Here is a 22,899-nt window from a genome sequence, read left to right as displayed (position 1 = left end):
TGCCTTATCCTAAGATGCAATACCACTTGGGGCTGGATCATCAGCAACATGAGATCACGTATATCGGTTATCCGGCGCGGATGGCCGAGCTCCCCGGCTCATTGCGGGCGCAGCGCCTGTTGTTGAATGACGATGAGGACTTGGCCGACGGCATCATCCGGCAGACTTCGCCGCAGGATGGCTACCAGGCGGTGCTGTCTTTGTCGGAGTTCGGCATTCTGCAGGCGCATCGGGTACGCCTGCATCTGGGGGTGCCGGGGGACGATCTCGCCATGCTGCAGCGCGTGCGTGACAAGGTAGAGATGAAAGCCGCGCTGCGGGGTTCCGGTATTGACTTTCCGCGTTTCTTTCCCGCGCCGGATCTGTCCGCGCCGGACTGGCAAGGCCGAACTGTGCTCAAACCACGGCAAGGCGCCTCCAGCGAGGGAGTGAGGATTTACCCTGAATTGGATCAGGCTTGGGCCGCGTTTGCTGAGCTGCCAGATGGCGACGACTGGCAGTTGGAGGAATACATAGAGGGTGGCATTCATCATGCGGATGGCTTGGTGCAAGCTGGCCAACTGATCGATCTGACCGTCAGCCGCTATCTCAACAAGCCTGTCGACTTTGCCAAGGGCTGCCCGCTCGGTTCCTATCAATTGCCTACCGATCCACGCCATTCCGCCTTTGCTGCCGATGTAGTGCAGGCTTTGGGCATACGCGACGGTTGCTTGCATCTGGAGTTTTTTGAAACCACTGATCAGCGGCTGATCTTTCTGGAAGTGGCGAATCGAATGGGAGGGGCCGGTGTGGTCGACGCGCATTGGCGGCATGGCGGCATCCATTTGCCCAGCCATGAGATAGCCATCCGCCTTGGGCTACCCAGACCGCAGCCGCAACCAGGCAGCGGCCGCTTTCATGGCTGGCTGGTTTTTCCCGGCCATCATCTGGGAGAGGGCGAAGCGGATCTGCGTGTGCCAGAGGACTTGGCTACCGATCGCCGGTTGGATCGCTTGCACGCCCTGCCTGCCGGCCAAGCGCTGAACCAGAACATCACTTACCACGAGTGGCAGGTGCCGGCATTTGTTGAAGCCTCGGCAGAAACCCCCCAGGCCCTGGCGGCTTTTCTTAGCGATTGCATGCAACGCATCCAAATAAACAGGAAACCGACATGATTTATTTCCCAAGCGATCTGCTGCTGGCGCTGGGCTCGCTCGACCGTCAGCGCCCAGATTGGGAAGGCTTGCTGGCCAGCCATCGACTCACAGACCTCGACCCGCTGCTGGATGTCGCGGCCTTCCATGACGCGCTAGATGCTTTGCTGGATGGCGTCGCGCAATATCCATTTCAGGCCCATCCGTACAGCAACGATGTATCCGAATGGTTGCCGGCTGGACGCGTCTTGCTGGAGGATGGAGTGGCCGCCAGCACGCTGCGTGGCTTGATTTGGGCGCTTGCTTTCGGCAATGAAGTATACATCCGCAGCCAACGGCCGGCTTTCTGGCAGGGGCTGGCCGGTTTGTTGAACGCGGGAGGTTGGCCATTGCCGCGCATCGATTCCGGGACGGATGCTGCGGCGACGCCGGCTGTTGCGGTGAGCGTGCCGGTTCTGGCCCTGGAGGGCGAGTCTCTGGCCGATCGCTGGCGCGAGATCGCCGCGCCTGCCGGCGAGGAGGGGCGGCAATTGGTTTTGGCCGGAGTGGCGCAGGCGTTGCCTGCGGATTGCTTGTCCCGAGTCTGGCAACTGGATAGCCACGATGTGTGGCTGGGCCAGCTTTACCGTCGCCGCCACCGCCCCGGGGTGACCTTGGCGCGCGCGCGCGCTGAACAAGGGGAGGCGGGGTCGCGCGCGAGGCTGGACGCGAAATTGCGCTATCTGGTGCAACGGGCCAAGCGCACGCCGCATTACCTGGCTTTGCCCGATATTCAGGGCGCGTACGCTTTGCGAGAATTGCCCATTCTGGACAAGGCCGCGCTGGAGGCGCAGTCGCTGCCATTCAGCCGAAATTTGTGCAGCGGCGCAGCGCCCAGCGGTGAGGTGCTGCGCAGCGGCGCTACTTCCAGCCAGCCGCGTTATATCGTTTATTCGCAGACGGACTGGAACAATATGATCCGCGAAGCGATTCCCTTGTTTTATTCCTTGGGACTACGGCGCGGGGATAGGCTGATCAATACGCTGTATGGCGGTGCCATGTACGGAGGGCTCACGACAACCATCTGCGAATTTTCGCGTATGCCGCTGGAAACCTACAGCACCGGCCAGGCGATTACGCTGGACACTTTGCTGATGCTTACCGACTGCTTCCAGGCCAATGCTATCATCGGCATTCCCGCGTTGATCCTGCCTTTGCTGCGCGAGGCCAAGGCGCATCGTCCGCAGTTGCGGCTGGAAAAAATACTTTACGGCGGCACGCCGATGGCGGAGGTGGATAAACAATGGCTGCGTGAAGAATTGGGCGCGCAAATCATCACCAGCGTTTTGGCGGCCAACGACGGCGCGCAGATCGGCTACCAGTGCGGCCACTTGCAAGGCAGCCTTCATCATTTGTGCGACGATTACAATCTGCTTGAGATCGTCGACGACGACGGCCAGCCGCTGCCGGATGGCCAGCCGGGCCATATCCTCATCACCAGCCTGCAGAAGCAGGAAGGTCCGCTGATCCGCTACCGCATTGGTGATTACGGCCGCATCGTCCACCATGACTGCTCATGCGGGGCGTCGGGGCGAGTGCTGGACTACATCGGTCGCAGCGATGGCTTGATCAAGGTTCAGACCAACACGGTGCTCTACAGTGAACTGCTCGAGTCATTACAGCCGTTTGGCGTTTCTCTATTGCAAGTTGAGATTGCGAGCGTCGCGCACAGCGAATCGCTGATCCTCCGCACGGAGTCGCCACAGCGTGCCGACGCGGACGCTATGCGCCGGCATCTGCTGGAGTGTTTCGAGACCTTGCGCGGCGATGCCGACATCCATGCCCAGCTGGAAGTGATTGTCGAGTCGCTCGGAGAGGGAGAACTGCCGCGCAACAGCGTCAGCGGCAAGGTGAAGCCGGTAATCGATACCCGGGTGTGAGCAAACGCCATGACTAGAGCCGCGCTGCGCACCGAGACCGGGGCGAGGCGCGGCGTTTTGCATCAGGCCAGTTTGATCAGCATTTTGCCCTGATTCGATCCGGCCAGCATATCTACAAAGGCTTGCGCCATATTCTCCAGTCCTTCGTGGACGGTCTGTTGCGGCTGCAGCCGGCCCGACTGCAGATGTGGGACGACAAAGGCCTCCAGTTCGTCCTGTAGGTGGCGGTAGTTTCGCACCAGAAAGCCTTCCAGCCGCAAGCTCTTGCCTACGATGTCGTAGAGATTGCGCGCGAGTTCAGGCGACGCTGCATGGTTGTATTGTCCCACCGCGCCGACCCAGGCGATGCGGCCATGTTCGCGGATATGCCGGATCGCCGCCTCTTGGTGTTTGCCGCCGACATTATCGATGTAAATATCGAAGCCTTCCGGAGCAGCCTCTCCCAGAGCTTGGGACAGATCTTGGCTGTTGTAGTTAATGGCAAAGTCATAGTTTAGCGTGTCCGTCAGGTAGCGGACCTTGGCGGCAGAGCCGGTGCTGCCGATCAAGCGGCCGGCCCCCATCAGCCTCGCCAACTGCGCGATCGCGCTGCCGACGCCGCCTGCGGCCGCCGAGACGAAAATATCTTCCCCGGCTTGCAGTTTGGCGATTCGGGTTAGCGCCACATAGGCGGTGAGTCCGGTACCGCCGAGAATGCTCAAAAATGCGCTGGGGTCGACGCCGCGGTACTCTTTCAATATTCGCAGCTCGTTGGGTGCTACGGCCGCATGGCTGCGCCAGCCTTCGCGATGAAAGACCAGCTCGCCGACATTCAGGCCGCTGCTGCCGGCATCGATGACTCGGCCTATGCTGCGGCCCTCCAGCGGGGCATGCAATGGCCATTCCTCTTCTAAGTCCATGCATTCCCGCATATAAGGGTCGACGGATAAGTACAGGTTTTCAATCAGTGCTTGGCCGGCTTGAAGTTTGGGGAGCGTAACTTCTTCGAGAGCGAATAGATCGGCGGTGGGCGTGCCTGTAGGGCGGCGAATTAGGTGGATTTCCAAGCTCTTCATGCGGTTGGCTTTCACATTTTAATGAAATATAACAATATCATAAAATGTCTCGCTCTCGATCCGAAAGTTATGATTTCCCTCCAGCGAGTACGCAGGCGGGATGCCGACGGCAGACCGGCCTGCTGGCTATGTTGTCCGCCAAGAATTTGTCCTCTCGCAGACCCAAATACTGGATCCGGCGTAGCGGCATGACACTATTTTTTTGCCAGTTTCACCGCCAACTCCGCCAACCGCTTTCCCTGCGCCATCGCCAGCGCCTTCTCATGCTCGCTGATCGGCTGCCTGTCATCCATGCCTGCCACATGACTCACGCCATACGGCGTGCCGCCGGTTTGCGTCGCGGTTAGCGCCGCTTCGGAGTACGGCAGGCCGGCGATCACCATGCCGTGGTGCAACAGCGGGATCATCATGGTCAGCAACGTCGATTCCTGGCCGCCGTGCAGGGAGGCCGAGCTGGTGAACACGCAGGCTGGCTTGCCCGCCAGCGTGCCCTGCATCCATTCGCCGCCGGTGCCGTCGATGAAGTATTTCATCGCCGACGCCATATTGCCGAAGCGGGTAGGGCTGCCCAGCGCCAGGCCGGCGCAATCCACCAGGTCCTGCCGCTCGACATACGGCGCGCCGTCTTCCGGGATGCCCGGCGCCACGGCTTCGCATACGGTGGAGATTTTGGGCACGGTGCGCAGCCGCGCCTGGCAGCCGGGCACGCTGTCCACGCCGCGGGCGATCAGCCGGGCCAGTTCGCGGGTGGCGCCGTGCTGGCTGTAATACAGGACCAGGATGTCTAGCATGGGGGTAACCTCGCAATCACGGATAACCGACGCATGATAGGGCAAAGCGGCACGGCTTGCCTCATCGGTGCTTTGCCATTACCTTTGCGCCCATGCAAGCTCAACGATTCGAACCCTATTTCAGCTTTGCCCGCTTCATCGTCCGCCGCATGAGCTGTCTGCGAGTGCTGCAGGTGTCGGGCAGCCTGACTTTCACCACGCTGCTGGCGCTGGTGCCGCTGTTCACCATCGCGCTGACGGTGATTTCGGCGTTTCCGGTGTTTTCCGATTACAGCACCCGCTTCAAGATCATGCTGTTGTCGACGCTGGTGCCGGAATTCGCCGGCAAGGTGATTACCGTCTACATGCGGCAGTTTGCCGACAATGCGGAAAAACTCACCGCCGCCGGCATTGTGATGCTGGGCGTCACCGCGCTGATGCTGATGTCCACCATCGAACGGACCTTCAACGCCATTTGGGGCGTGCGCCGCGGCCGGCCCTGGCTGCAGCAGAGCATGGTGTACTGGACGGTGCTGACGCTGGGGCCGCTGGTGCTGGGCGGCAGCCTGCTGTCGTGGCGCTGGCTGTTCCGGGTGACCCGCTTCGAGAAGAACCTGCCGTTATTGGCCGGCGTGGTGGAAGTGGGCGGCACCATCGTGCTGACCGCGCTGGTGTTGTCGCTGCTGTACCGCATCGTGCCCAACCGCTTCGTGCCGTTCCGCCATGCGGTGGCGGGGGCGTTGGCCACTTCGCTGCTGCTGGAGGCCACCAAGGCCGGTTTCGGCTTCTACATCGGCCAGGTGGCCAACTACCAGCTGGTGTACGGCGCTTTCGCCAGTATTCCGATCTTTCTGCTGTGGGTGTATTGCCTGTGGCTGGTGGTGCTGGCCGGCGCGGTGTTCACCTCGGCGCTGTCGTATTGGGAGGGCGAGGCCTGGCGGCGGCGCAACGAGCCGCACCGCCGTTTCCTGGACGCGGTGGAAGTGCTGCTGCTGCTGGATGCCGCGCAGGTGCGCGGCGAGGCGATGACGCCGCCGCAATTGCGCCGCGAGATCAAGGTCGGCTACGACGAATTGGGCCTGGTGCTGGATAGGCTGGCGCAAAATGGCTATGTGCAGAAGGGCGGTGGCGACGCCTGGGTGTTGATGAAGCGGGCGTCGGCCATTCATCTGGCCGAGTTGTTCGAGCTGTTTGTCTATCGCCGCGAAAGCGAGCGCGACGATGCGCTGGGCAGGGCGCTGGCCGAGCTGCTAGGGCCGATGACCGACGGGCTTCAGGCGGAGACGGTGGCGGATTTCGCCCGGCGCGTGGGGCAGAAGTAAGCGGTATTGTCGTAGAAGGCCGGATCTTCATTGTCCGGCCACCAGCCCGGTATGCCCAGCAAGGGCAGCGGGCACAGCGCGCGCGGGCGGGGAAGGAAGGCGTCGTCGTCCAGCCTGGCCGCCAGCATGGCATCCAGCTGGCGCAACTGGGTGGCCTCGTCCCGCGCGAAGAAGTCCGGCGTGACGTCCAGAATCAGCGCCTTGCCGCACCAGCCGATGTGCGGCGTCAATCCCATCTCCATGACCGCATGGCCCAGCGTGAACGCCGCGATGCGGCGGCCCCAGTCGGCGCGGCGCGCGATGAACAATTCCTGCCAGCGCATATCGTCCAGCGCCTGGCCCAGCGCCGGATCGGCGGTGGCCACGATCACGCCGCATTCGTCCAGCAGCGTGGCCGCGTCGCGCAGCGGCCCGCGCCGGGTCTCGCCGCGGGCGATGGCCCGCACATGGCGGCGGTTCAGCGCCGCCTTGGCGCGCGGCCAGGCCAGCCACGCCAGCGCGTTGAACCAGTCATGCCAGTTTTGCGGACGGGTGGGCACCTCGCCGGTGGCGCCGATATGCATTTCGTAATAGGCCTCGGGCTCCAGCGCGCAGACGAAGCGCAGCGCGTCGGGCAGGGGCGCGCCGCCGTCTCGCGCAGCGGCCAGCAGGTCGTCGAAATCGGCTTGCCGCGGCCACGTCGGCCAGGCCGGGACGAAGCGGCGCACCGGCTGATAGAGCGGGTGGGCGAGGTAATCGGTATGCCAGCGGTTCATGGATCAGGCGGGAGCGGCAAAGGGCGCCATTCTAGCCGGAAACCGCCTCAGGCGGCGCAGCGCCGTCGGCAAAGACGCGGTTGCGCCCCTCGCGCTTGGCCTGGTACAGCAGTTTGTCGGCGCGGCTGAGCACTTCGTCGATATCGTTCTCGTCCGGCAAGCGCTGCGCCACGCCGATGCTGACGGTGAAGGACAGCGTGCCGCCGTCTGCCGGCAGCTTGGCCGCCGCCACGGCCGCGCGCAGCCGTTCCGCCACCAGCCGCGCGTCGTCGATGCCTGTGTCCGGCAGCAGCGCTGCGAACTCCTCGCCGCCCAGCCGGCCGCACAGGTCGCAGGCGCGCAGGGTCTCCCGGCACAGGTCGGCGAAGTGGCGGATCACCACGTCGCCCACGGCGTGGCCGTGGTGGTCGTTGATCTGCTTGAAATGATCGAGGTCCATCATCATCACCGTCAGCGGACCCTGGTGGCGCCGGCAACGCTCCAGCTCGCGGTCGGCCAGCTCGATGAACTGGCGGCGGTTGTTCAGCTCGGTCAGGCTGTCCTGCGTGGCCAGCCGGAACAGCTGTTTCTCATGGCCGTGGCGCTGCAGCGCGATGGCGATGATGTGGGTGCTGCGGTGGGCCAGCGCCAGTTCCTCCGGCGTGGGGCTGCGCGGTTCGCGGTAATAGGTGGCGAAAGTGCCGAGCAGGCGACGGTCGCTGGAGAAAATGGGCGTGGACCAGCAGGCGCGCAGGTCGAATGGACGCACCTTATCCTGCGCGTGTTGCCACAGCGGGCTGTTGAAGATGTCGTCCACCACGATGGTGCGCTTCCAGTGCGCCGAGGTGCCGCAGGAGCCGACGCTGGGGCCGATTTCCACGCGGTCTATCAGCTTGCGGTAGGCGGCGGGCAGGCTGAGCCCGGCGGCGAAGCGCAGCGACTGGCCGTCATCGTCCAGCAGCATGATGCTGCACATGCCATTGGGCTGCTGCGACTCCATCATCTGGCAGATCTGGTTCAGCGTCTGCGGCAGCGGGTGGTTGCCGGCGATCATTTCCAGCACGGCGTTTTCCTCGGCCAGCAGCTTTTCGCCCTGGCGGCTGGACGTGACTTCGCGGTCCACGGAGAGGATGGTTTTCAGCATGCCGGCGCTGTCGAATTCCGGAAACAGGCGGATTTCGAAGATATGGCGGTTGGGGCCGTTGTTCAGCTCCAGCTCGAAATTGCGCGCTTCCCAGGTATTGATGAGTTGACGGCACTCATGTTCGAAGCGGCTGCTGGCGTCTTCGTTCCAGCCTTTTTCGCGCGGCGTCTTGCCCAGGTGTTCTTCCAGCGGCAGGGGGAAATAGCGGCTGACGCTGCGGTTGATGAACAGGCAGCGCAGTTCCAGATCATAGCGGGCGACGATGTCCTCGGAATTGTCCACCAGGGTGCGGAACTGCTGCTCGCGGCGGATCATCGCCGCTTCGTGGTGCTTGCGCGCAGTCGCGACGCGGCACAGGGCGGTCAGCTTCTGCACGCGGCCGCTGCGCCAGCCGGGGCGCCAGGTGATTTCCAGCCATTCCCAATGTCCGCTGTGATGGCGGATGCGCACCTCGTAATTGGCTTCCGGCGCTTGTGGCGGCGTGGCCAGCAATTGGGCGAAGCGAGGGCGGTCTTCTGGGTGCAGCAGGCCCAGCCAGCGGCCAAAATCCATGTCCTGGGTATGGGCGGGCATGCCCAGCAGCCGCTGCAGCGATTGCGCCCGGCTGCGCACATGCTGGCGCGGCAGATGGAATTCCAGCAGGCCCAGGCAAGCGTCCTGCAGCGTGCCGCGCGCGCGGCGCTGCCGCATCAGGCCGTACAGCCACAAGCCGGTGGCGATGGCGGCCAGCAGCCAGCCGGTTTCGGCGAAGCCGCTGGGCGTGGTGGAGGCGGCCCCTGCGGGCAACGGTCCGCACCAGGGTAAGGCCAGGCCGGCTCGGCTCAGGAAGAGAATCAAACGGCTTTGCAACTGAACCATCCGGAAAAGCGAAACGTGAATTTTGACACCGACCGGCCGCTTGCCCCTGACGGGTCGCTCATCCCGCTTGGCTAGCGTCGTATTTACGCAACAAATGCAGTATGCTTGAACGCATACAATTGCGGCGCCTATATGGCGCAAGACCGGTCTGGACTGGGTGGTGAGTCTACCGGGCATGGAGCGTGAAATGGAATTCTTTCCGATCTTTTTGAAACTGCGGCAGCAGCCCTGCTTAGTGGTGGGCGGCGGGGAGGTCGCCTTGCGCAAGGCGCGCCTGCTGCTGGCGGCCGGCGCCCGGCTGCAAGTGGTGGCGCCGGAACTGGCGCCGGAGCTGGCGCAGTTGGCCAGCGAGGGCGAACTGACGCATCTGGCGGCGCGCTATGCCGCGGAGCAGCTGGACGGCCAGCGTCTGGTGGTGGTCGCCACCGATGACCGGGCCGTCAACCATCAGGTAGCGGCCGACGCCGAGGCGCGCGGCATCCTGGTGAATGTGGTGGATGATCCCGCGGCTTCGCGCTACATCAGCCCGGCCATCATAGACCGCTCGCCGTTGATGGTGGCGGTGGCCAGCGGCGGCAGCGTGCCGGTGCTGGCGCGCTCCATCCGCGCGCGGCTGGAAAGCCTGATTCCGGCCGGTTACGGCCGGCTGGCGCGTTTCGGCGCCTCGTTCCGCGACGCGGTCAAGGCGCGTTTCCCCGACGTCGACGCCCGCCGCCGCTTCTGGGAAACGGTGCTGGAAGGACCGCTGGCCGACGCGGTGATGAACGGCGACGAGGCGGCGGCGCGGGCCGAAATGGAAGCGCGCATCGCCGCCGGCGGCGCGGATCGCGCCGGCGCGGTCTATCTGGTGGGGGCCGGGCCGGGCAATCCGGATCTGTTGACCTTCCGCGCGCTGCGGCTGATGCAGCAGGCCGACGTGGTGCTGTACGACAAACTGGTGGCGCCGGGGCTGCTGAACCTGGTGCGGCGCGACGCCGAGCGCGTCTACGTGGGCAAGGCGCGCGCCAATCATGCCCTGCCGCAGGATGACATCAACCAGTTGATGGTGACCCTGGCCAAGCAGGGTAAAAGAGTGTTGCGGCTGAAGGGCGGCGATCCGTTCACCTTCGGCCGCGGCGGCGAGGAAATCGCCACGCTGGCGGAGCAGGGCATTCCGTTCGAAGTGGTGCCCGGCATCACCTCGGCCAGCGGCGCGGCGGCTTACGCCGGCATTCCGCTGACGCACCGCGACTACGCGCAGTCTGTCACCTTCGTTACCGGACACAAGCAAGACGGCACCATTCAGCTGGATTGGCCCGCGCTGACCCGGCCGCAGCAGACCGTGGTGGTATATATGGGGGTCTCGACGGCGGCGGAGTTGTGCCAGGCTTTCATCGCGCATGGCCGCGGCGCGGAGACGCCGGCGGCGGCGGTGGAATGGGCCACTACGGAAAGACAGCGCACGGTGTGCGGCACTTTATCGACTTTGCCCGGTCTGATGGCCTCGCACGGCATCGCGTCGCCGGCCTTGATCATCGTGGGTGAAGTGGTGGAATTGGCGGACAAGCTGGCCTGGTACCGCCGCAGCGAGAATTCAGCTGTTACAATTCAGGAAGATTGATCTCGCGGATGCGTGGGCCTGGCCCGCGCGAGTTCGAGCTTTGCTCATCAACGCGGCGGGCTGGTCCGGCCGCACCAACTCGAAGACTCAGGCATGGTAGGTGTTCTGATAATTGCACATGGAGACCTGGGACGGTGCCTGGCGGATTGCGCCAGACACATTCTGGGCCGGGAGCCGGAAAACCTGGCGGTCATGACCGTGGACAAGACGGAAGACCCGGAACGCAAGCTGGGCGAGGCGCAAGGCCTGGTGGACGGACTGGAGCAGGGCGACGGCGTGGTGGTGCTGACCGATATGTACGGCGGCACGCCCTCCAATATCGCCAGCAGGCTGATCCGGCCTGGCCGCGTGGAGGCGGTGGCGGGCGTCAACCTGCCTATGCTGGTGCGGGCGTTGTGCTATAGCAGCCAGCCGCTGGAGATCGTGGTCAGCAAGGCGATCACCGGCGGGCTGGAAGGCGTGCTTTACATTATTCCGGGGGAAGGAAATGCTGCGATCTGAAGTGGAAATCATCAACAAGCTGGGACTGCACGCGCGCGCGTCCAGCAAGTTCACCCAGCTGGCCAGTCGTTACAAGAGCGATATCTTCATCGCCCGCAACAGCCGCCGCGTCAACGGCAAGAGCATCATGGGCGTCATGATGCTGGCGGCGGCCAAGGGCGCCAAGGTGGAGCTGGAGGTCAGCGGCGAGGATGAGCAACAGGCGCTGGAAGCGCTGGTCGCGCTGATCAACAACCGCTTCGACGAGGCGGAATAAGGCGCGAGCGGGCGGGGGCCGGCTTTTCCCCGGCCTTTCAGGGAGTCGCCGCAATATGCGGCGGAGGTCATGGCGGGCATAGCGACAAAAACACGGCCCGCCTGGGGAGGGGCAATGAGCATCATCCTGCACGGGGTGGCCATTGGCGGGGGCATCGCCATCGGCCGGGCCCACCTGATATCGCGCAGCATGGACGATGTGGCGCACTATCTGCTGGAGGACGACGAGGTCCCGGCGGAAAAACTGCGTTTTGACGAGGCGGTGCGGGCCACCCGCAAGGAGCTGGAGATGCTGTGGGGCAGCATCCCGGAGAACGCGCCGGCGGAGCTGGGCGCTTTCCTGTCGCTGCACATCATGCTGCTGGGCGATGTCACCATCTCGCGCGAGCCGCGCGAGATCATCGAGAAACAGCGCTGCAACGCCGAATGGGCGTTGAAGCTGCAGTGCGACCATCTGATCGAGCAGTTCGACGCGATCGAGGAAGACTACCTGCGCGAGCGCAAAAACGACGTGCTGCAGGTGGTCGAGCGCATTTTCACCAATCTGGACGGCGACGCGCCGCAGTTGCCGGCGCCGGAGGATCTGGTGGAAGACCACATCCTGGTGGCGCACGACCTGTCGCCAGCCGACATGGTTTATTTCAAGGATTCCAACTTCGCCGCCTTCATCACCGATGTCGGCGGCGCCACCTCGCATACCGCCATTCTGGGCCGCAGCCTGGATTTGCCGTCGGTGATCGCCTTGCATCACGGCCGCGAGCTGATCCGCCAGGACGAGATGATCATCGTCGACGGCCAGCAGGGCGTGGTGATCATCAACCCGGACGCGCTGGTGCTGACCGAATACCGCCGCCGCTTGCGCGCCTGGCGTGGCGCGCGGCGCAAGCTGTCGTCGATCCGCAAGTCCAGCGCCGTCACCCGCGACGGCTCGGTGATCGAACTGCTGGCCAATATCGAGCGGCCGCAGGACGTGGACGACGTGCGCGAGTCCGGCGCGGTCGGCATCGGCCTGTTCCGCAGCGAATTCCTGTTCCTGGGCCGCGATACCCTGCCGACCGAGGACGAGCAATTCGAAGCCTACCGCCATGTGGCGGCGGCGATGAAGGGCATGCCGGTCACCATCCGCACCATGGACCTGGGCGCCGACAAGAGCCCGAAATGGCTGACCCACGATCAGGCCGACAATCCGGCGCTGGGACTGACCGGCATCCGGCTGTGCCTGGCCGAGCCGCTGATGTTCCGCGCCCAGCTGCGCGCCTTGCTGCGCGCCTCGGTGCACGGCAGGATCCGCGTGCTGTTCCCGATGGTGAACTCCCTGCCGGAACTGAAGCAGGCCTTGGCGCAGTTCGAATACGCCAAGGAGGAATTGCGCGACGAGGGCATAGGCTACGCAGACGACATCGAAGTGGGCGCGATGATCGAGATCCCGTCGGCCGCGCTGGTGGCCGGCAGCTTCACCAAGCACGTTGATTTCCTGTCCATCGGCACCAACGACCTGATCCAGTACACGCTGGCGATCGATCGCAACGACGACACGGTCAGCCACCTGTACGACCCGGTGCATCCGGCGGTACTGAAGCTGATCCTGCACACCATCAAGTGCGGCATCAAGGCCAATGTGCCGGTTTCGGTATGCGGCGAGATGGCGGGCGACGCCAAGCTGACCCGGCTGCTGCTGGGCATGGGCCTGCGCAAGTTCTCGATGCATCCGGCCAATCTGTTGTCGGTGAAGCAGCAGGTGCTGACCAGCCACCTGGACGAAATCGCGCCGATTGCGGCGCGCATGCTCAGATCGGAAGATCCTGATAAAATAGCGGATTTGTTGCAACTGCTGAATGCAGAGCCGGGCGAATGACCCGGCTTTTTTAATCGATGCTGAACGATCCTATAGCCCTGTCCGACGCGCGCCGCGCGCTGGTGATCAAGCTGCGCCACCACGGCGACGTGCTGCTGACCTCGCCGGTGTTTTCCGCGTTGCAGGCGGCGGCGCCGCAGCTGGAAATCGACGCGCTGGTCTACCACGACACCCGCGAGATGTTGAGCCTGCACCCCGCCATCAGCGAACTGCATACCATAGACCGCGGCTGGAAGCAGCTGGGGCTGCTGGGCCAGTTGCGCGCCGAATGGGGCCTGTTTTCTCGGTTGAAGGCGCGTCGCTACGACCTGGTGATCACGCTGACCGAGCACAACCGCGGCGCCTGGCTCGCCCGTTGGCTGAAACCGCGCTGGTCGGTGGGGCCGTCCGGTCCGTATGGCCGCTTCTTCAAGAAGAGTTTCAGCCACCGTTATCTGCAAGTGCCGGGCAACCGGCGCCACACCATCGAGATCCATCTGGACGCGCTGCGCCGCATCGGCGTCTATCCGGCGGCCGAGCAACGCGGGCTGACCTTGGTTCCGGGCGCCAACGCCGAGGCCACGCTGGCCGCCAAGCTGGCTGAGCGCGGCTTGCAGCCCGGACGTTACATCCTGGTGCATCCGACCTCGCGCTGGTCGTTCAAGAGTTGGCCGGAAGAAAAGATGGCGGCGCTGATCGACGCCTTGAGCGCCCGAGGCGAACAGGTGGTGTTGTCCGCCGCGCCCAGCGGCGAAGAGCTGGCGATGATGGCCGAGATCGAGAAACGGTTGGCGCGACCAGTGGCCAGCCTGGCGGGGCTGCTTTCCCTCAAAGAGCTGGCAGCCGCGATAGACCATGCACGGCTGTATATCGGCGTTGACTCCGTGCCGATGCACATCGCCTCTGCGATGAAGACGCCTTGCGTGGCGCTGTTCGGTCCATCCGGCGACATTGAGTGGGGACCGTGGCAGGTGCCGCATCGCATAGTCAGCGAACCGGTGCCCTGCCGTCCCTGCGGCAACGCCGGCTGCGGTGGCGGCTGGCAAAGCGAATGTCTGCAGCGGATTCCGCTTGAGCGCGTGCTGGCAGCGGTGGATGCCGTGTTGAAGGAAACGCAATGAGGCGGCTGGCTATTGTCCGCCAAAAGTATAATCCGGCTGGCGGCGCCGAACGTATCGTCAGCGCCATCCTGCGCCAGTTGCACAATAGTGATGCACTGCGCCCGATGCTGATCACCCGCAATTGGGAGTCGTTGGACTGCGTTGAGGCCGTCCGCGTCAAACCGTTCTATCTGGGCAGCGTCTGGCGCGACTGGAGCTTCGCTCGCGCCGCGCGGCAGGTTTGGCGAGAAAAGCAGGCGGATCTGGTGCAGTCGCATGAACGCATACCCGGCTGCGACATTTTCCGCGCCGGCGACGGCGTGCACGCGGCCTGGCTGGAGGCTCGGCTAGAGGGGCGTGGGTGGTTCGCTCGGCTGGCAACGTTCTGCAATCCCTATCATCACTACATGCTGCGCACCGAGCGGGCGATGTTCCGTCATCCGGCGCTGCGCGCGGTGATCTGCAATTCCGAACTGGTGCGCGACGATGTGACGCGCCGTTTCGGCGTGCCGCCGCAACATTGCGTAGTGATCTACAACGGTGTGGACAGCGCGTTTTTCAACCCTGCTGACGCCCGGGCGCGGCGCGGCGAGCTGCGCGAACAATACGGCATTGATCAGGATGCGCCGTTGCTGGTCTATGTTGGCTCGGGCTTCGAGCGCAAAGGGGTCGCGCAGGCAATGCGCGCCATCGCGCCGCACCCGGATGTGCAGCTGATGGTGGTGGGAGGTGATAAGAAACTGCCTCGCTACCAGCAATTGGCGGAAAGCATGGGCGTGGCAAACCGCGTGCACTTCACCGGCCCACAGCGCGACGTGCGCAGCTTTTACGGCATGGCTGACGGCTTCATTCTGCCTACTCTGTACGAGCCGTTTGGCTCGGTGGTGGTGGAGGCCATGGCCTGTGGCCTGCCCGTGTTGACCAGTACCCGCTGTGGCGGCGCCGAGCTGCTGAAGGCTGGTGAAACGGGTTGGATCGCGCCGGCAGGCGATGCCGAGCAATGGCAGCGTAATGTGGGTCTGTGGTTGGCGGCGCGGGAGCGCTGGGATGAGATGGGAACGCAAGCGCGCGCGTGCGTGCGGGATCTGAGCGAAGAAAATATGGTTGGGCAGATGCTGGCCTTGTATCAGCGTTTGCTGGCGGAAACGAAGATGAGGTCTTTGACATGAGGCCGGGACGTTTTCCCGGCCGGTTGCTGATTTTCGCTGCATTGCTGTGCCGTTTGCCATGGCAGTGGTTGCGCCGCAAACCTAGGTCCGATGCGGTGAGCAGGGTGTTGATCCTGCATCAGTTTTTGCTGGGCGACGCTTTGATGGCGACCAGCCTGCTGGCCAAGGCGCGCGAGCGCTTTCCTGAGGCCGAGATCGTATTGGCCTGCCCGCCTGGGCAGGCTGCGCTATACGACAGCCGCCCCTACGGCATCCAGACTTTTCCCTGGCATCTGCGAGACTTTGCTTCAATACGCAGGCTATTAGCAGAACCGCGTTTCGACATCGTTTATCTGATGGGTGAGAACCGACTCAGCTTCCTGGCTCGCGCCATCGGCGCGCGCTGGATCGTCGGTTTTGCTGGAGAGACGCCGACTTACAAGAACTGGCTGGTGGATGAGGCGATACCCTATGCCGATCAGCCGGAAGCCTGGACCGATACCGCAGCCCGCTTGGTGGACGGACCCGATCCCCGTCCGTTCCGGCTGGAAGATTGGCCATTGGGCACAGTGACCACGCCGACACTACCTGAACGCTATGTGGTGCTGCATGTCGGCGCGAGTTCCGCCACCCGTTTCTGGCCGGCGGCATCCTGGCGTCAAGTGGCAGACGAGGTCCGTTGCCAGGGGGCGACAGTTGTCTGGTCTTGCGGGCCTGGCGAGCAATACTTGCTGGACGAGGTCGGGCCGCAGGAAAACGAGCTGACGATGGCCGGCAATCTGTCCTTGCCGCAACTGCGCGCCGTACTGGCAAGTGCGCTGGCGTGCGTGTGTCCAGATACCGGCATCGCCCATCTGGCCAAAGTAGCGGGCTGCCCTCTGATCATGCTGTTCGGTCCGGGCAGCGAGATCTTGTTTGGCGCCAGCCGCTTCTTTGCCGGGCAGGCATGCCTTGGCGTCGGGCCCGCGTTGTTTCCGTGCCGCAACCAGCGAAGCGTGCATTACCGTGAAGTGGATTGGGCATTGCGTTGTTTCCGGCAGGCGGGCGATGCCGTGGGATGTTGCGCCATGCCCCAGTGCATGGATGCCATACTAGCTGCAGAGGTGCGAGCCGCCTTGATAAATGTGATTCGAAATTGGAAATAGCTGTGAGCGGAATGGGGAATGGAGTGAATGAGTTGAAACCGTGGCAAAGCCGTTTGCAATGGCCGCTGCTATTGTGCGTTTTCCTGTTCGGCGTAACCGGCATGACGATGAAGGGCGGTGCGAATATTTTCCTGTTTCTGATGACTTTGTTCTCTCTGCCGCTGCTGAAAGATGCGCGCGGCGACCGTTGGACTTGGGCCTTGTTCATCGTGTTATCGGCCTCGCTGCTGGTTACGGTATTGCAGCTGGCTGCAGGCATGTCATTTGTGGGACACAAAGCGTTGGATGCGCCAACGCGTTTCTTCCTGGCCGCATTGTGCCTGTTTGCGCTGAAGAGATTGCCGGCGCGGCGTCTCGCCACTGCATGTTGGGGAGTATGGCTGGGGGCGCTGGGGGTGATGGTTTGGGGGTATGTCAGTACCCATGTGGCAGTATATGCGTATGGTCTTGATGTTACTCGAGGCTGGAACCAATTTAGCAACCCGATTCCATTCGGAGTTTTTTCGGTGATGCTGGGTTTTCTCTCGCTCAGCCTGCCTATTGTGGGCTGGACAGACTTATCGCGCAAGCTTCAATGGCTGCTCTGTATTGGTGGGCTGCTGGCAGGATTGCTCGCCGGTTATTATTCCGGTTCGCGAGCGCCTTTCCTGATCGTGCCGCCGCTATTGATTGTCATGATGCTGGGAGTCACGCGCTGGCGTATTGGGCGGATATTTGTGATGCTGGCGGTGATCTTGGCTGCTACAGCCTCGTCGGTGATGATCACACCAAATAAATTGCATAGCAGGATCGATGAAGGTTTAAATGATCTGCGTGTTTATAAGCAGAATCAGAACACCTCCATGGGCTTGCGTTTGGAAATGTGGCGCGTGGCGCGCGACATCATTGCAGATCATCCCTTGACCGGTGTCGGCAAGCAGGGCTATTACGACGAGGTCAATGCACGAATCAAACAAGGCAAGGCTCCCGTCATCATCAACGCCGCGCCGCACCCGCATGGCGAGTTGTTGAACTTCGGCGTCGAAATGGGTTTGCCGGGCTTGATTCTCGGCTTGTTGATATTCGCGGTTCCGGCGGCCCTGTTCTTTCCCTTGCTGCGGGCTGATGATGCTCTGCTACGTTTTGCCGCTACCGGCGGTTCCATCGTGGTTGTGGGTCAGTTTGTCGCCGGCCTGATGGACACCTATTTCTGGATCGTATCGCAGACGGCTTTCTACGGTACCTTTGTCGTAGTGTTTGCCGCGATTATTCTGGCCAGGCGGCAGGAGCTGGCAGGGCGATGAGCGACTACATCCTGTTCACCGAGTCCTCTCCCAACGTCGGAGGCCAGGAGTTGCAATTGATGCAGCAAATGGCCATGTTGGCAGAGCGCGGTTTTCGGCCGATGCTGGCTTGCCGCCCTGGCAGCCGGGTTGAGGAGGTCGCGCTTGGCAAGGGACTGGAGGTGCTGCCATTGCGTTTTCGCAATAGCGCGCACCTACCCACTATCCTGCGTTTGCGCAGCTGGATGGCTAAACATAAGCCACGGCTGGCGATTTGCCACAGTGGCCACGACAGCAACAATCTTTCGATCGCGGCTCGCTTGCTGCGACAGCGGCCTTTCCTGCTTCGCTCCCGCACCTATCAGCCTGGTTCACCGTCAGCTTGGTCATATAACCAGTTGGTTGATGCGACTATGCTGCCCAGCCGTTATTTGAAGGACTGCCTGCTGGATAATCCGGAAATACATGCGGAGCGTTTGCATGTGGTCTACCCCGGCATCGACTTCGCCGAGCTGGACGAAAACATGGCTAAGCCTTTGCCAACAGCGGTGGAGGCATGGCTGGCTGCCGGCGAGGGGCCGGTGCTGGCGCATGCGGCTATGCTGCGTGGCGAGAAGGGGCATATGACCCTGCTGGCCGCTTTGCATGCCTTGCGCGAGCGCTGGCCCAATGTGCGTTATGTGATCGCTGGCGAGGGCGGGGAGCGCGAGCGTATCGTCGCGGAAATCGAGCGGCTGGGTCTGCAGTCTAGGGTCTTGCTGGCCGGCATGGTCAGCCCGGTTGCAGCCGTGCTGGCGCGCGCCGACCTGGTGGTCATGCCGTCTAGTTACGAGCCCTTGGGCATGTCTCAAATCGAGGCTCTGGGGCTGGGCGTGCCGGTGGTCGTCAGCCGTACCGGCGGCATTCCGGAAACGGTGCGGGATGGCGAAACGGGTTTGCTGGCGGCGCCGGGCGATATCGATGCCTGGGCGCGCGTGCTGGATCAGGCCTTGAGCGATCCGGAGCGGATGCGGCGGATGGCGCAAGCCGGCCGAGCCGATGTGCGCGCCCGCTTCGCGCCGGAACATAATTTGCGAAGCATATTGGAATTGGCGGGGCTGGCGTCTCCGTCGCAAGGACAGACATGACGAAACATGGTTTCAAGGACAGTTGGGCTATTTACCGCCGACTGTTGGGTTATCTGCTGGGCTATTGGAAAATCCTGCTGCTGTCGATGCTGTCGATGACGGTGGCGGCGCTGACCGAGCCTGCTGTCGCCAAGCTGCTCAAGCCGCTGATCGATGGCGGCTTCGTCAACAAGGATCCACATGTGATCATGTGGGTACCGCTGGCGATTATCGGCATCTACCTGATACGCGGCGTGGCCGGCTTCGTCAATGAGTACACGGCCAGTTGGCTGACCGGCCATCTGGTGCAGACCTTGCGGCAGCAGATGTTCGCCAAGCTGGTGCGTCTGCCGGCGCATTATTATGACGAGAACCAGACCGGCCGGCTGATGTCCCGCATCACCAATGATGTCAATCAGGTGACCGAGGCCGGTTTCAATGTGATTACCGTCACGGTGCGCGATGGCGTGACGGCGCTGGCCATGCTGGGCTTGATGCTGACGACGGACTGGCAACTGACGCTGATCTGTCTGGTGGTGTTGCCGGCGGTAACCTACTGCATGAAGCTGGTGGGGCAGCGCTTGCGCGGCTTGGCGCGCCAGAATCAGCAGCATATGGCGCAGATGACCCAGGTGTTGGCGGAGAGCATTCAGTGCCAGCGCGCCATCAAAGTGTATGGCGGCGATCAGCGCGAGATGGCGCGCTTCGACCATACGGCGGGATCGGTGCGGCGCAATCAGATCAAGCAAACCGCGGCCAGCGCCGCCAATACCGGCGTCACCCAATTGATGATCGCCTGCGCGCTGGCGGCTATCTTGTACTTTGCCGGACTGCGGGCACAGCATGGCGCCCTGACGGCCGGCGACTTCATGGTGTTCCTGACGGCCATGCTGGGCCTGTTCGCCCCGGTCAAGCGGATTTCCAGCGTATCGCAGGCGCTGCAGCGCGGCTTGGCGGCGGCGGAGTCGGTGTTCGCCTTCATCGATGAGCCGGGCGAGCCGGATCATGGCTCCCATGCCTTGCCTGTGATTCGCGGCCAGCTGAGTTTCGATGCGGTCAATTTCACTTACGCCAATGCGGATAGTCCGGCGCTATATGGCATCGACCTGGCGATTCAGCCGGGCGAAACGGTGGCGCTGGTCGGGACGTCCGGCAGCGGCAAAACCACGCTGGCGAGTCTGGTGCCGCGGTTCTACGAGCCGTCTGCCGGCCGTTTGCTGTTGGATGGCGTGGCGCTGACCGATATTCCGCTGCGGCAGCTGCGGGAGCATATTGCCCTGGTCAGCCAGCAGGTGGAGCTGTTCAACGATACCGTGGCGGCCAATATCGCTTACGGCAAAGAGAATGCTTCGCGCGAAGCTATCATCGAGGCCGCGCGCGCCGCCAATGCCCTGGAGTTCATCGAAGCCTTGCCGGAAGGCCTGGACACCATCATCGGCGAGAATGGCACGCGTTTGTCAGGCGGCCAGCGCCAGCGGCTGGCGATTGCCCGCGCCTTGCTGAAGAATGCGCCGCTGCTGATTCTGGACGAGGCGACTTCGGCCTTGGATACCCAGTCGGAACGGCTGGTGCAGGCGGCCTTGGAAAATCTGATGCAAAACCGCACCACCATCGTCATCGCCCACCGGTTGTCCACCATTGAAAACGCCGATCGCATCGTCGTGATGCATCAGGGCCGGTTGGCCGAGCAGGGGCGGCATGACGAGCTGCTGGCCAAGGGCGGTTTGTATGCCAAGCTGTACAGCCTGCAGTTCAGCGAGCCGCAGCCGGAGTAGCGTGAGAAGCGCGTGAAATGACAAAGGGCCGCGTCTGCGGCCCTTTTGCTTGCCAACCAGACAAGGCTTACATCTTGGCAAACAATGGTTCCTGCGGCGCCAGTTCGCGGCCGTTTTCCTGGATGGTGCGCCAAACCGGTTGGCCTTGCACCTGCGCCTGCACGTCCCGCGCCAGCATCACGTAGGCTTCGCTGTCGCGGGCGCTGGAGTAGGCGCGCAGCAGGGTCACCTTGGCGTGGAGATTGTTGGGATCGTCGCGCAGCGAATCCTTGAGCACGCGCACAGCTTCCCGGGTGCGGCCATAGGCCAGATACACTTCGGCTTCCCCTATTGGATCAATGCCGCGGCGCGCGGGTTTGACGTAACGAAGACGGCGCCAGAAATGGCGCAGCGTATAGTAGACGAGCATCAGGGCCAAGCTGCAGGCCAATGCCGAAAAGACATCCATTTTGTTTCTCCCCCTCGTGGTACAACATCTTATGTAGTCTGTTGATTATTCTGATGAGGAGGGCGGCGCGCAATCCGTATTATTTCGTAGCCGCCCGGACAGCCTGGAAAATCAGCTGTTTGCCCGCAGGACGCGATCCAGCAATGAGGCATCCAGACCCGGTTGTATCACAGCCTGGCCCAGTTTGCGCAATAAGATGAAGCGTATGGTGCCGGACTCCACTTTTTTGTCGTGCGCCATCAACTGCAGCCACTGCTCCAGCGGCATCTTGGGAGCTTGTGTAGGCAGGCCGGCCGCTGCCACCAGCCGGCGCACGCGTTCTACGTCTTCCTGAGCGATCCAGCCCAGCTGGGCCGAGGCCGCGGCGGCCAGCACCATGCCGGCGGCGACGGCCTCGCCGTGCAGCCAAGCGCCGTAACCCAGTCCGGCCTCGATGGCGTGGCCGAAGGTATGGCCCAGGTTCAGCAGCGCGCGCACGCCGTGTTCTTTCTCATCCTCGCCGACGATGGCGGCCTTCATCTCGCAGCTGCGCTTCACCGCATATTGCAGCGCGGCCCCGTCTCGGGCGCGCAGCGCCGGCATATTGGTTTCCAGCCAGGCCAGGAAGTCGGCGTCGCCCAACAGGCCGTATTTGATGACTTCGGCCAGGCCGGCCGACAACTCGCGGTCTGGCAGCGTGGCCAGCAGGTCCATGTCGGCGATCACCGCCTGCGGCTGATAGAAGGCGCCTATCATGTTCTTGCCCTGCGGATGGTTGATCGCGGTCTTGCCGCCGACCGACGAGTCCACCTGGGCCAGCAGGGTGGTGGGAATCTGGATGAAAGGCGCGCCGCGCTGGTAGCAGGCGGCGGCAAAGCCGGTCATGTCGCCGATCACGCCGCCGCCCAGGGCGATCAGCGTGGTCTTGCGTTCGGCGTTGCCGGACAGCAAGGCGTCGAAGATGCGGTTAAGCGTCCGCCAATCCTTATGCGCCTCGCCGTCCGGCAGCACCACGCTCAGGCAGCTCACGCCGCGCGCCTCCAGCGCCGCTTGCAGGCGGTCGAGGTAGAGCGGGGCGACGGTTTCGTTGCTGACGATGGCCGCTTTGGGAATGGGCAGATGAGGAAGCAAGAGATCGACCTGTTCCAGCAGTCCGTGGCCAATGTGTATCGGATATCGGGTATCGGGCAGGATCAGGTCGAGGGTGATCACTCTGAGCTTCCTTGTCGGGGATGTTGGTAGACGTACAGCTGTTCGATCAGATGGCTGACCAACAGATTGACGTTTTGTTGTGTGGTGTCGACCACGATGTCGGCAATCTCGCGGTACAGCGGATCGCGCTCGTTGAACAGGCTTTCCAGCTTGCCGCGCGGGTCGGCGATCTGCAGCAGCGGGCGGTTCTTGTCGTGCTGGGTGCGCAACAACAGGTCATCGATGGTGGCGCGCAGGTAGATCACGGTGCCATAGGAGGCCAGCACCCGACGGTTTTCCTCGCGCAGCACGGCGCCGCCGCCGGTGGCCAGCACAATGTCGCGTTGCTGGGCCAGATCGCGGATCACGCAGGATTCGCGATTGCGGAAGCGTTGTTCGCCTTCGATGTCGAAGATGGTGGCCACGCGCACGCCGGTGCGCGCTTCGATCTCCTGGTCGGAGTCGTAGAACGTCTTGCCGGTGCGGCGCGCCAAGGCGCGGCCGACGGTGGTCTTGCCCGCGCCCATCAGGCCAACCAGAAAAAAATTGCCTGCCAGTTTCTCCATGGCAGGCATTGTAGCCGATAGCCGCCGGCTCTGTCTCGTAGCCGGCGGGGCGGT

20 protein-coding genes are annotated in these 22,899 nt (G+C 63.1%); 13 read left to right on the top strand and 7 right to left on the bottom strand.

The window, feature by feature from the left end:
- The first annotated feature begins 26 nt into the window (after positions 1-26).
- Positions 27-1,154 carry an ATP-grasp domain-containing protein gene (locus C2134_RS16335; protein ID WP_233196482.1) on the top strand — a complete coding sequence of 376 codons (1,128 nt, stop codon included), beginning with the start codon at positions 27-29 and terminating at the stop codon, positions 1,152-1,154.
- On the top strand, positions 1,151-3,052 hold the full coding sequence (locus C2134_RS16330; RefSeq protein ID WP_103321183.1) for a phenylacetate--CoA ligase family protein: 1,902 nt from the start codon (positions 1,151-1,153) through the stop codon (positions 3,050-3,052). The genes C2134_RS16335 and C2134_RS16330 overlap by 4 nt, the downstream gene beginning before the upstream one ends.
- A gap of 62 nt (positions 3,053-3,114) precedes the next feature.
- Here C2134_RS16330 and C2134_RS16325 read toward each other — a convergent pair whose 3' ends face one another.
- Together C2134_RS16325 and wrbA are read right to left on the bottom strand one after the other, a co-directional pair.
- The gene (locus C2134_RS16325; protein ID WP_103321182.1) at positions 3,115-4,107 is read right to left on the bottom strand and encodes an NADP-dependent oxidoreductase; all 993 of its coding nucleotides are present in this window, start codon (positions 4,105-4,107) and stop codon (positions 3,115-3,117) included.
- 194 nt (positions 4,108-4,301) lie between these two features.
- Positions 4,302-4,898, bottom strand: coding sequence for an NAD(P)H:quinone oxidoreductase (wrbA, locus tag C2134_RS16320; RefSeq protein WP_103321181.1), 597 nt, complete (start codon positions 4,896-4,898; stop codon positions 4,302-4,304).
- 92 nt (positions 4,899-4,990) lie between these two features.
- Here wrbA and C2134_RS16315 point away from each other — a divergent pair, with 92 nt between their 5' ends.
- Positions 4,991-6,199, top strand: a complete 1,209-nt coding sequence (locus C2134_RS16315; protein ID WP_103321180.1) for a YihY family inner membrane protein — start codon at positions 4,991-4,993, stop codon at positions 6,197-6,199.
- Here C2134_RS16315 and C2134_RS16310 read toward each other — a convergent pair.
- Positions 6,151-6,954 (bottom strand): DUF3025 domain-containing protein, encoded by an 804-nt coding sequence (locus C2134_RS16310; protein ID WP_103321179.1) that lies wholly within the window; start codon positions 6,952-6,954, stop codon positions 6,151-6,153. The genes C2134_RS16315 and C2134_RS16310 overlap by 49 nt on opposite strands.
- Positions 6,955-6,985: 31 nt before the next feature.
- The gene (locus tag C2134_RS16305) at positions 6,986-8,926 is read right to left on the bottom strand and encodes a sensor domain-containing diguanylate cyclase (RefSeq protein ID WP_158248792.1); all 1,941 of its coding nucleotides are present in this window, start codon (positions 8,924-8,926) and stop codon (positions 6,986-6,988) included.
- A 196-nt stretch (positions 8,927-9,122) separates the two neighbouring features.
- Here C2134_RS16305 and cysG point away from each other — a divergent pair, with 196 nt between their 5' ends.
- From cysG to msbA, 10 genes are all read left to right on the top strand, one after another.
- Entirely contained in the window at positions 9,123-10,535 is a 1,413-nt protein-coding gene (cysG, locus tag C2134_RS16300) for a siroheme synthase CysG (RefSeq protein WP_103321177.1), read from the top strand.
- Between the two features lie 93 nt (positions 10,536-10,628).
- A complete protein-coding gene (locus C2134_RS16295; protein WP_043629499.1) occupies positions 10,629-11,036 on the top strand; it encodes a PTS sugar transporter subunit IIA in 408 nt (135 codons plus the stop codon).
- Positions 11,023-11,292, top strand: a complete 270-nt coding sequence (locus tag C2134_RS16290) for an HPr family phosphocarrier protein (RefSeq protein WP_103321176.1) — start codon at positions 11,023-11,025, stop codon at positions 11,290-11,292. Before C2134_RS16295 ends, C2134_RS16290 begins: the two co-directional genes overlap by 14 nt.
- 114 nt (positions 11,293-11,406) lie before the next feature.
- Positions 11,407-13,146 (top strand): phosphoenolpyruvate--protein phosphotransferase, encoded by a 1,740-nt coding sequence (gene ptsP, locus C2134_RS16285; RefSeq protein WP_103321175.1) that lies wholly within the window; start codon positions 11,407-11,409, stop codon positions 13,144-13,146.
- A 17-nt stretch (positions 13,147-13,163) separates the two neighbouring features.
- Positions 13,164-14,246: a putative lipopolysaccharide heptosyltransferase III gene (rfaQ, locus tag C2134_RS16280; RefSeq protein WP_103321174.1), complete on the top strand. Its 1,083-nt coding sequence runs from the start codon at positions 13,164-13,166 to the stop codon at positions 14,244-14,246.
- Positions 14,243-15,394 carry a glycosyltransferase family 4 protein gene (locus C2134_RS16275; RefSeq protein WP_103321173.1) on the top strand — a complete coding sequence of 384 codons (1,152 nt, stop codon included), beginning with the start codon at positions 14,243-14,245 and terminating at the stop codon, positions 15,392-15,394. The genes rfaQ and C2134_RS16275 overlap by 4 nt, the downstream gene beginning before the upstream one ends.
- Before the next feature lie 104 nt (positions 15,395-15,498).
- Positions 15,499-16,518, top strand: a complete 1,020-nt coding sequence (locus C2134_RS16270) for a glycosyltransferase family 9 protein (RefSeq protein ID WP_158248791.1) — start codon at positions 15,499-15,501, stop codon at positions 16,516-16,518.
- Between the two features lie 23 nt (positions 16,519-16,541).
- Positions 16,542-17,801 carry an O-antigen ligase family protein gene (locus C2134_RS16265; protein ID WP_158248790.1) on the top strand — a complete coding sequence of 420 codons (1,260 nt, stop codon included), beginning with the start codon at positions 16,542-16,544 and terminating at the stop codon, positions 17,799-17,801.
- Positions 17,798-18,907: a glycosyltransferase family 4 protein gene (locus tag C2134_RS16260; protein WP_103321170.1), complete on the top strand. Its 1,110-nt coding sequence runs from the start codon at positions 17,798-17,800 to the stop codon at positions 18,905-18,907. The genes C2134_RS16265 and C2134_RS16260 overlap by 4 nt, the downstream gene beginning before the upstream one ends.
- On the top strand, positions 18,904-20,661 hold the full coding sequence (gene msbA / locus C2134_RS16255) for a lipid A export permease/ATP-binding protein MsbA (protein ID WP_103321169.1): 1,758 nt from the start codon (positions 18,904-18,906) through the stop codon (positions 20,659-20,661). Before C2134_RS16260 ends, msbA begins: the two co-directional genes overlap by 4 nt.
- Before the next feature lie 67 nt (positions 20,662-20,728).
- Here msbA and C2134_RS16250 read toward each other — a convergent pair whose 3' ends face one another.
- The 3 genes from C2134_RS16250 to aroK all read right to left on the bottom strand — a co-directional run bounded on the left by C2134_RS16250 (position 20,729) and on the right by aroK (position 22,854).
- On the bottom strand, positions 20,729-21,109 hold the full coding sequence (locus C2134_RS16250; RefSeq protein ID WP_233163907.1) for a type IV pilus assembly protein FimV: 381 nt from the start codon (positions 21,107-21,109) through the stop codon (positions 20,729-20,731).
- Positions 21,110-21,220: 111 nt separating this feature from the next.
- A complete protein-coding gene (gene aroB / locus C2134_RS16245) occupies positions 21,221-22,300 on the bottom strand; it encodes a 3-dehydroquinate synthase (protein ID WP_103321168.1) in 1,080 nt (359 codons plus the stop codon).
- Complete coding sequence (gene aroK, locus C2134_RS16240; protein WP_103321167.1) at positions 22,297-22,854, bottom strand: shikimate kinase AroK; 558 nt, start codon at positions 22,852-22,854, stop codon at positions 22,297-22,299. The genes aroB and aroK overlap by 4 nt, the downstream gene beginning before the upstream one ends.
- Positions 22,855-22,899 lie beyond the last annotated feature (45 nt).

It is taken from the genome of Chromobacterium sinusclupearum (genome assembly GCF_002902845.1).
Taxonomy (GTDB): Bacteria; Pseudomonadota; Gammaproteobacteria; order Burkholderiales; family Chromobacteriaceae; genus Chromobacterium; species Chromobacterium sinusclupearum.
Note: the sequence above shows the minus strand (reverse complement) of the source record. Positions and strands in the feature narration are given on the sequence as shown.

What these genes read in the sequence shown, in the direction of transcription:
- C2134_RS16330 (WP_103321183.1), top strand. Translation starts at nt 1,151, where the DNA reads ATGATTTATTTCCCAAGCGATCTGCTGCTGGCGCTGGGCTCGCTCGAC.
- C2134_RS16325 (WP_103321182.1), bottom strand. Translation starts at nt 4,107, where the DNA reads ATGAAGAGCTTGGAAATCCACCTAATTCGCCGCCCTACAGGCACGCCC.
- wrbA (WP_103321181.1), bottom strand. Translation starts at nt 4,898, where the DNA reads ATGCTAGACATCCTGGTCCTGTATTACAGCCAGCACGGCGCCACCCGC.
- C2134_RS16315 (WP_103321180.1), top strand. Translation starts at nt 4,991, where the DNA reads ATGCAAGCTCAACGATTCGAACCCTATTTCAGCTTTGCCCGCTTCATC.
- C2134_RS16310 (WP_103321179.1), bottom strand. Translation starts at nt 6,954, where the DNA reads ATGAACCGCTGGCATACCGATTACCTCGCCCACCCGCTCTATCAGCCG.
- cysG (WP_103321177.1), top strand. Translation starts at nt 9,123, where the DNA reads ATGGAATTCTTTCCGATCTTTTTGAAACTGCGGCAGCAGCCCTGCTTA.
- C2134_RS16295 (WP_043629499.1), top strand. Translation starts at nt 10,629, where the DNA reads ATGGTAGGTGTTCTGATAATTGCACATGGAGACCTGGGACGGTGCCTG.
- C2134_RS16290 (WP_103321176.1), top strand. Translation starts at nt 11,023, where the DNA reads ATGCTGCGATCTGAAGTGGAAATCATCAACAAGCTGGGACTGCACGCG.
- ptsP (WP_103321175.1), top strand. Translation starts at nt 11,407, where the DNA reads ATGAGCATCATCCTGCACGGGGTGGCCATTGGCGGGGGCATCGCCATC.
- rfaQ (WP_103321174.1), top strand. Translation starts at nt 13,164, where the DNA reads ATGCTGAACGATCCTATAGCCCTGTCCGACGCGCGCCGCGCGCTGGTG.
- C2134_RS16275 (WP_103321173.1), top strand. Translation starts at nt 14,243, where the DNA reads ATGAGGCGGCTGGCTATTGTCCGCCAAAAGTATAATCCGGCTGGCGGC.
- C2134_RS16260 (WP_103321170.1), top strand. Translation starts at nt 17,798, where the DNA reads ATGAGCGACTACATCCTGTTCACCGAGTCCTCTCCCAACGTCGGAGGC.
- msbA (WP_103321169.1), top strand. Translation starts at nt 18,904, where the DNA reads ATGACGAAACATGGTTTCAAGGACAGTTGGGCTATTTACCGCCGACTG.
- C2134_RS16250 (WP_233163907.1), bottom strand. Translation starts at nt 21,109, where the DNA reads ATGGATGTCTTTTCGGCATTGGCCTGCAGCTTGGCCCTGATGCTCGTC.
- aroK (WP_103321167.1), bottom strand. Translation starts at nt 22,854, where the DNA reads ATGCCTGCCATGGAGAAACTGGCAGGCAATTTTTTTCTGGTTGGCCTG.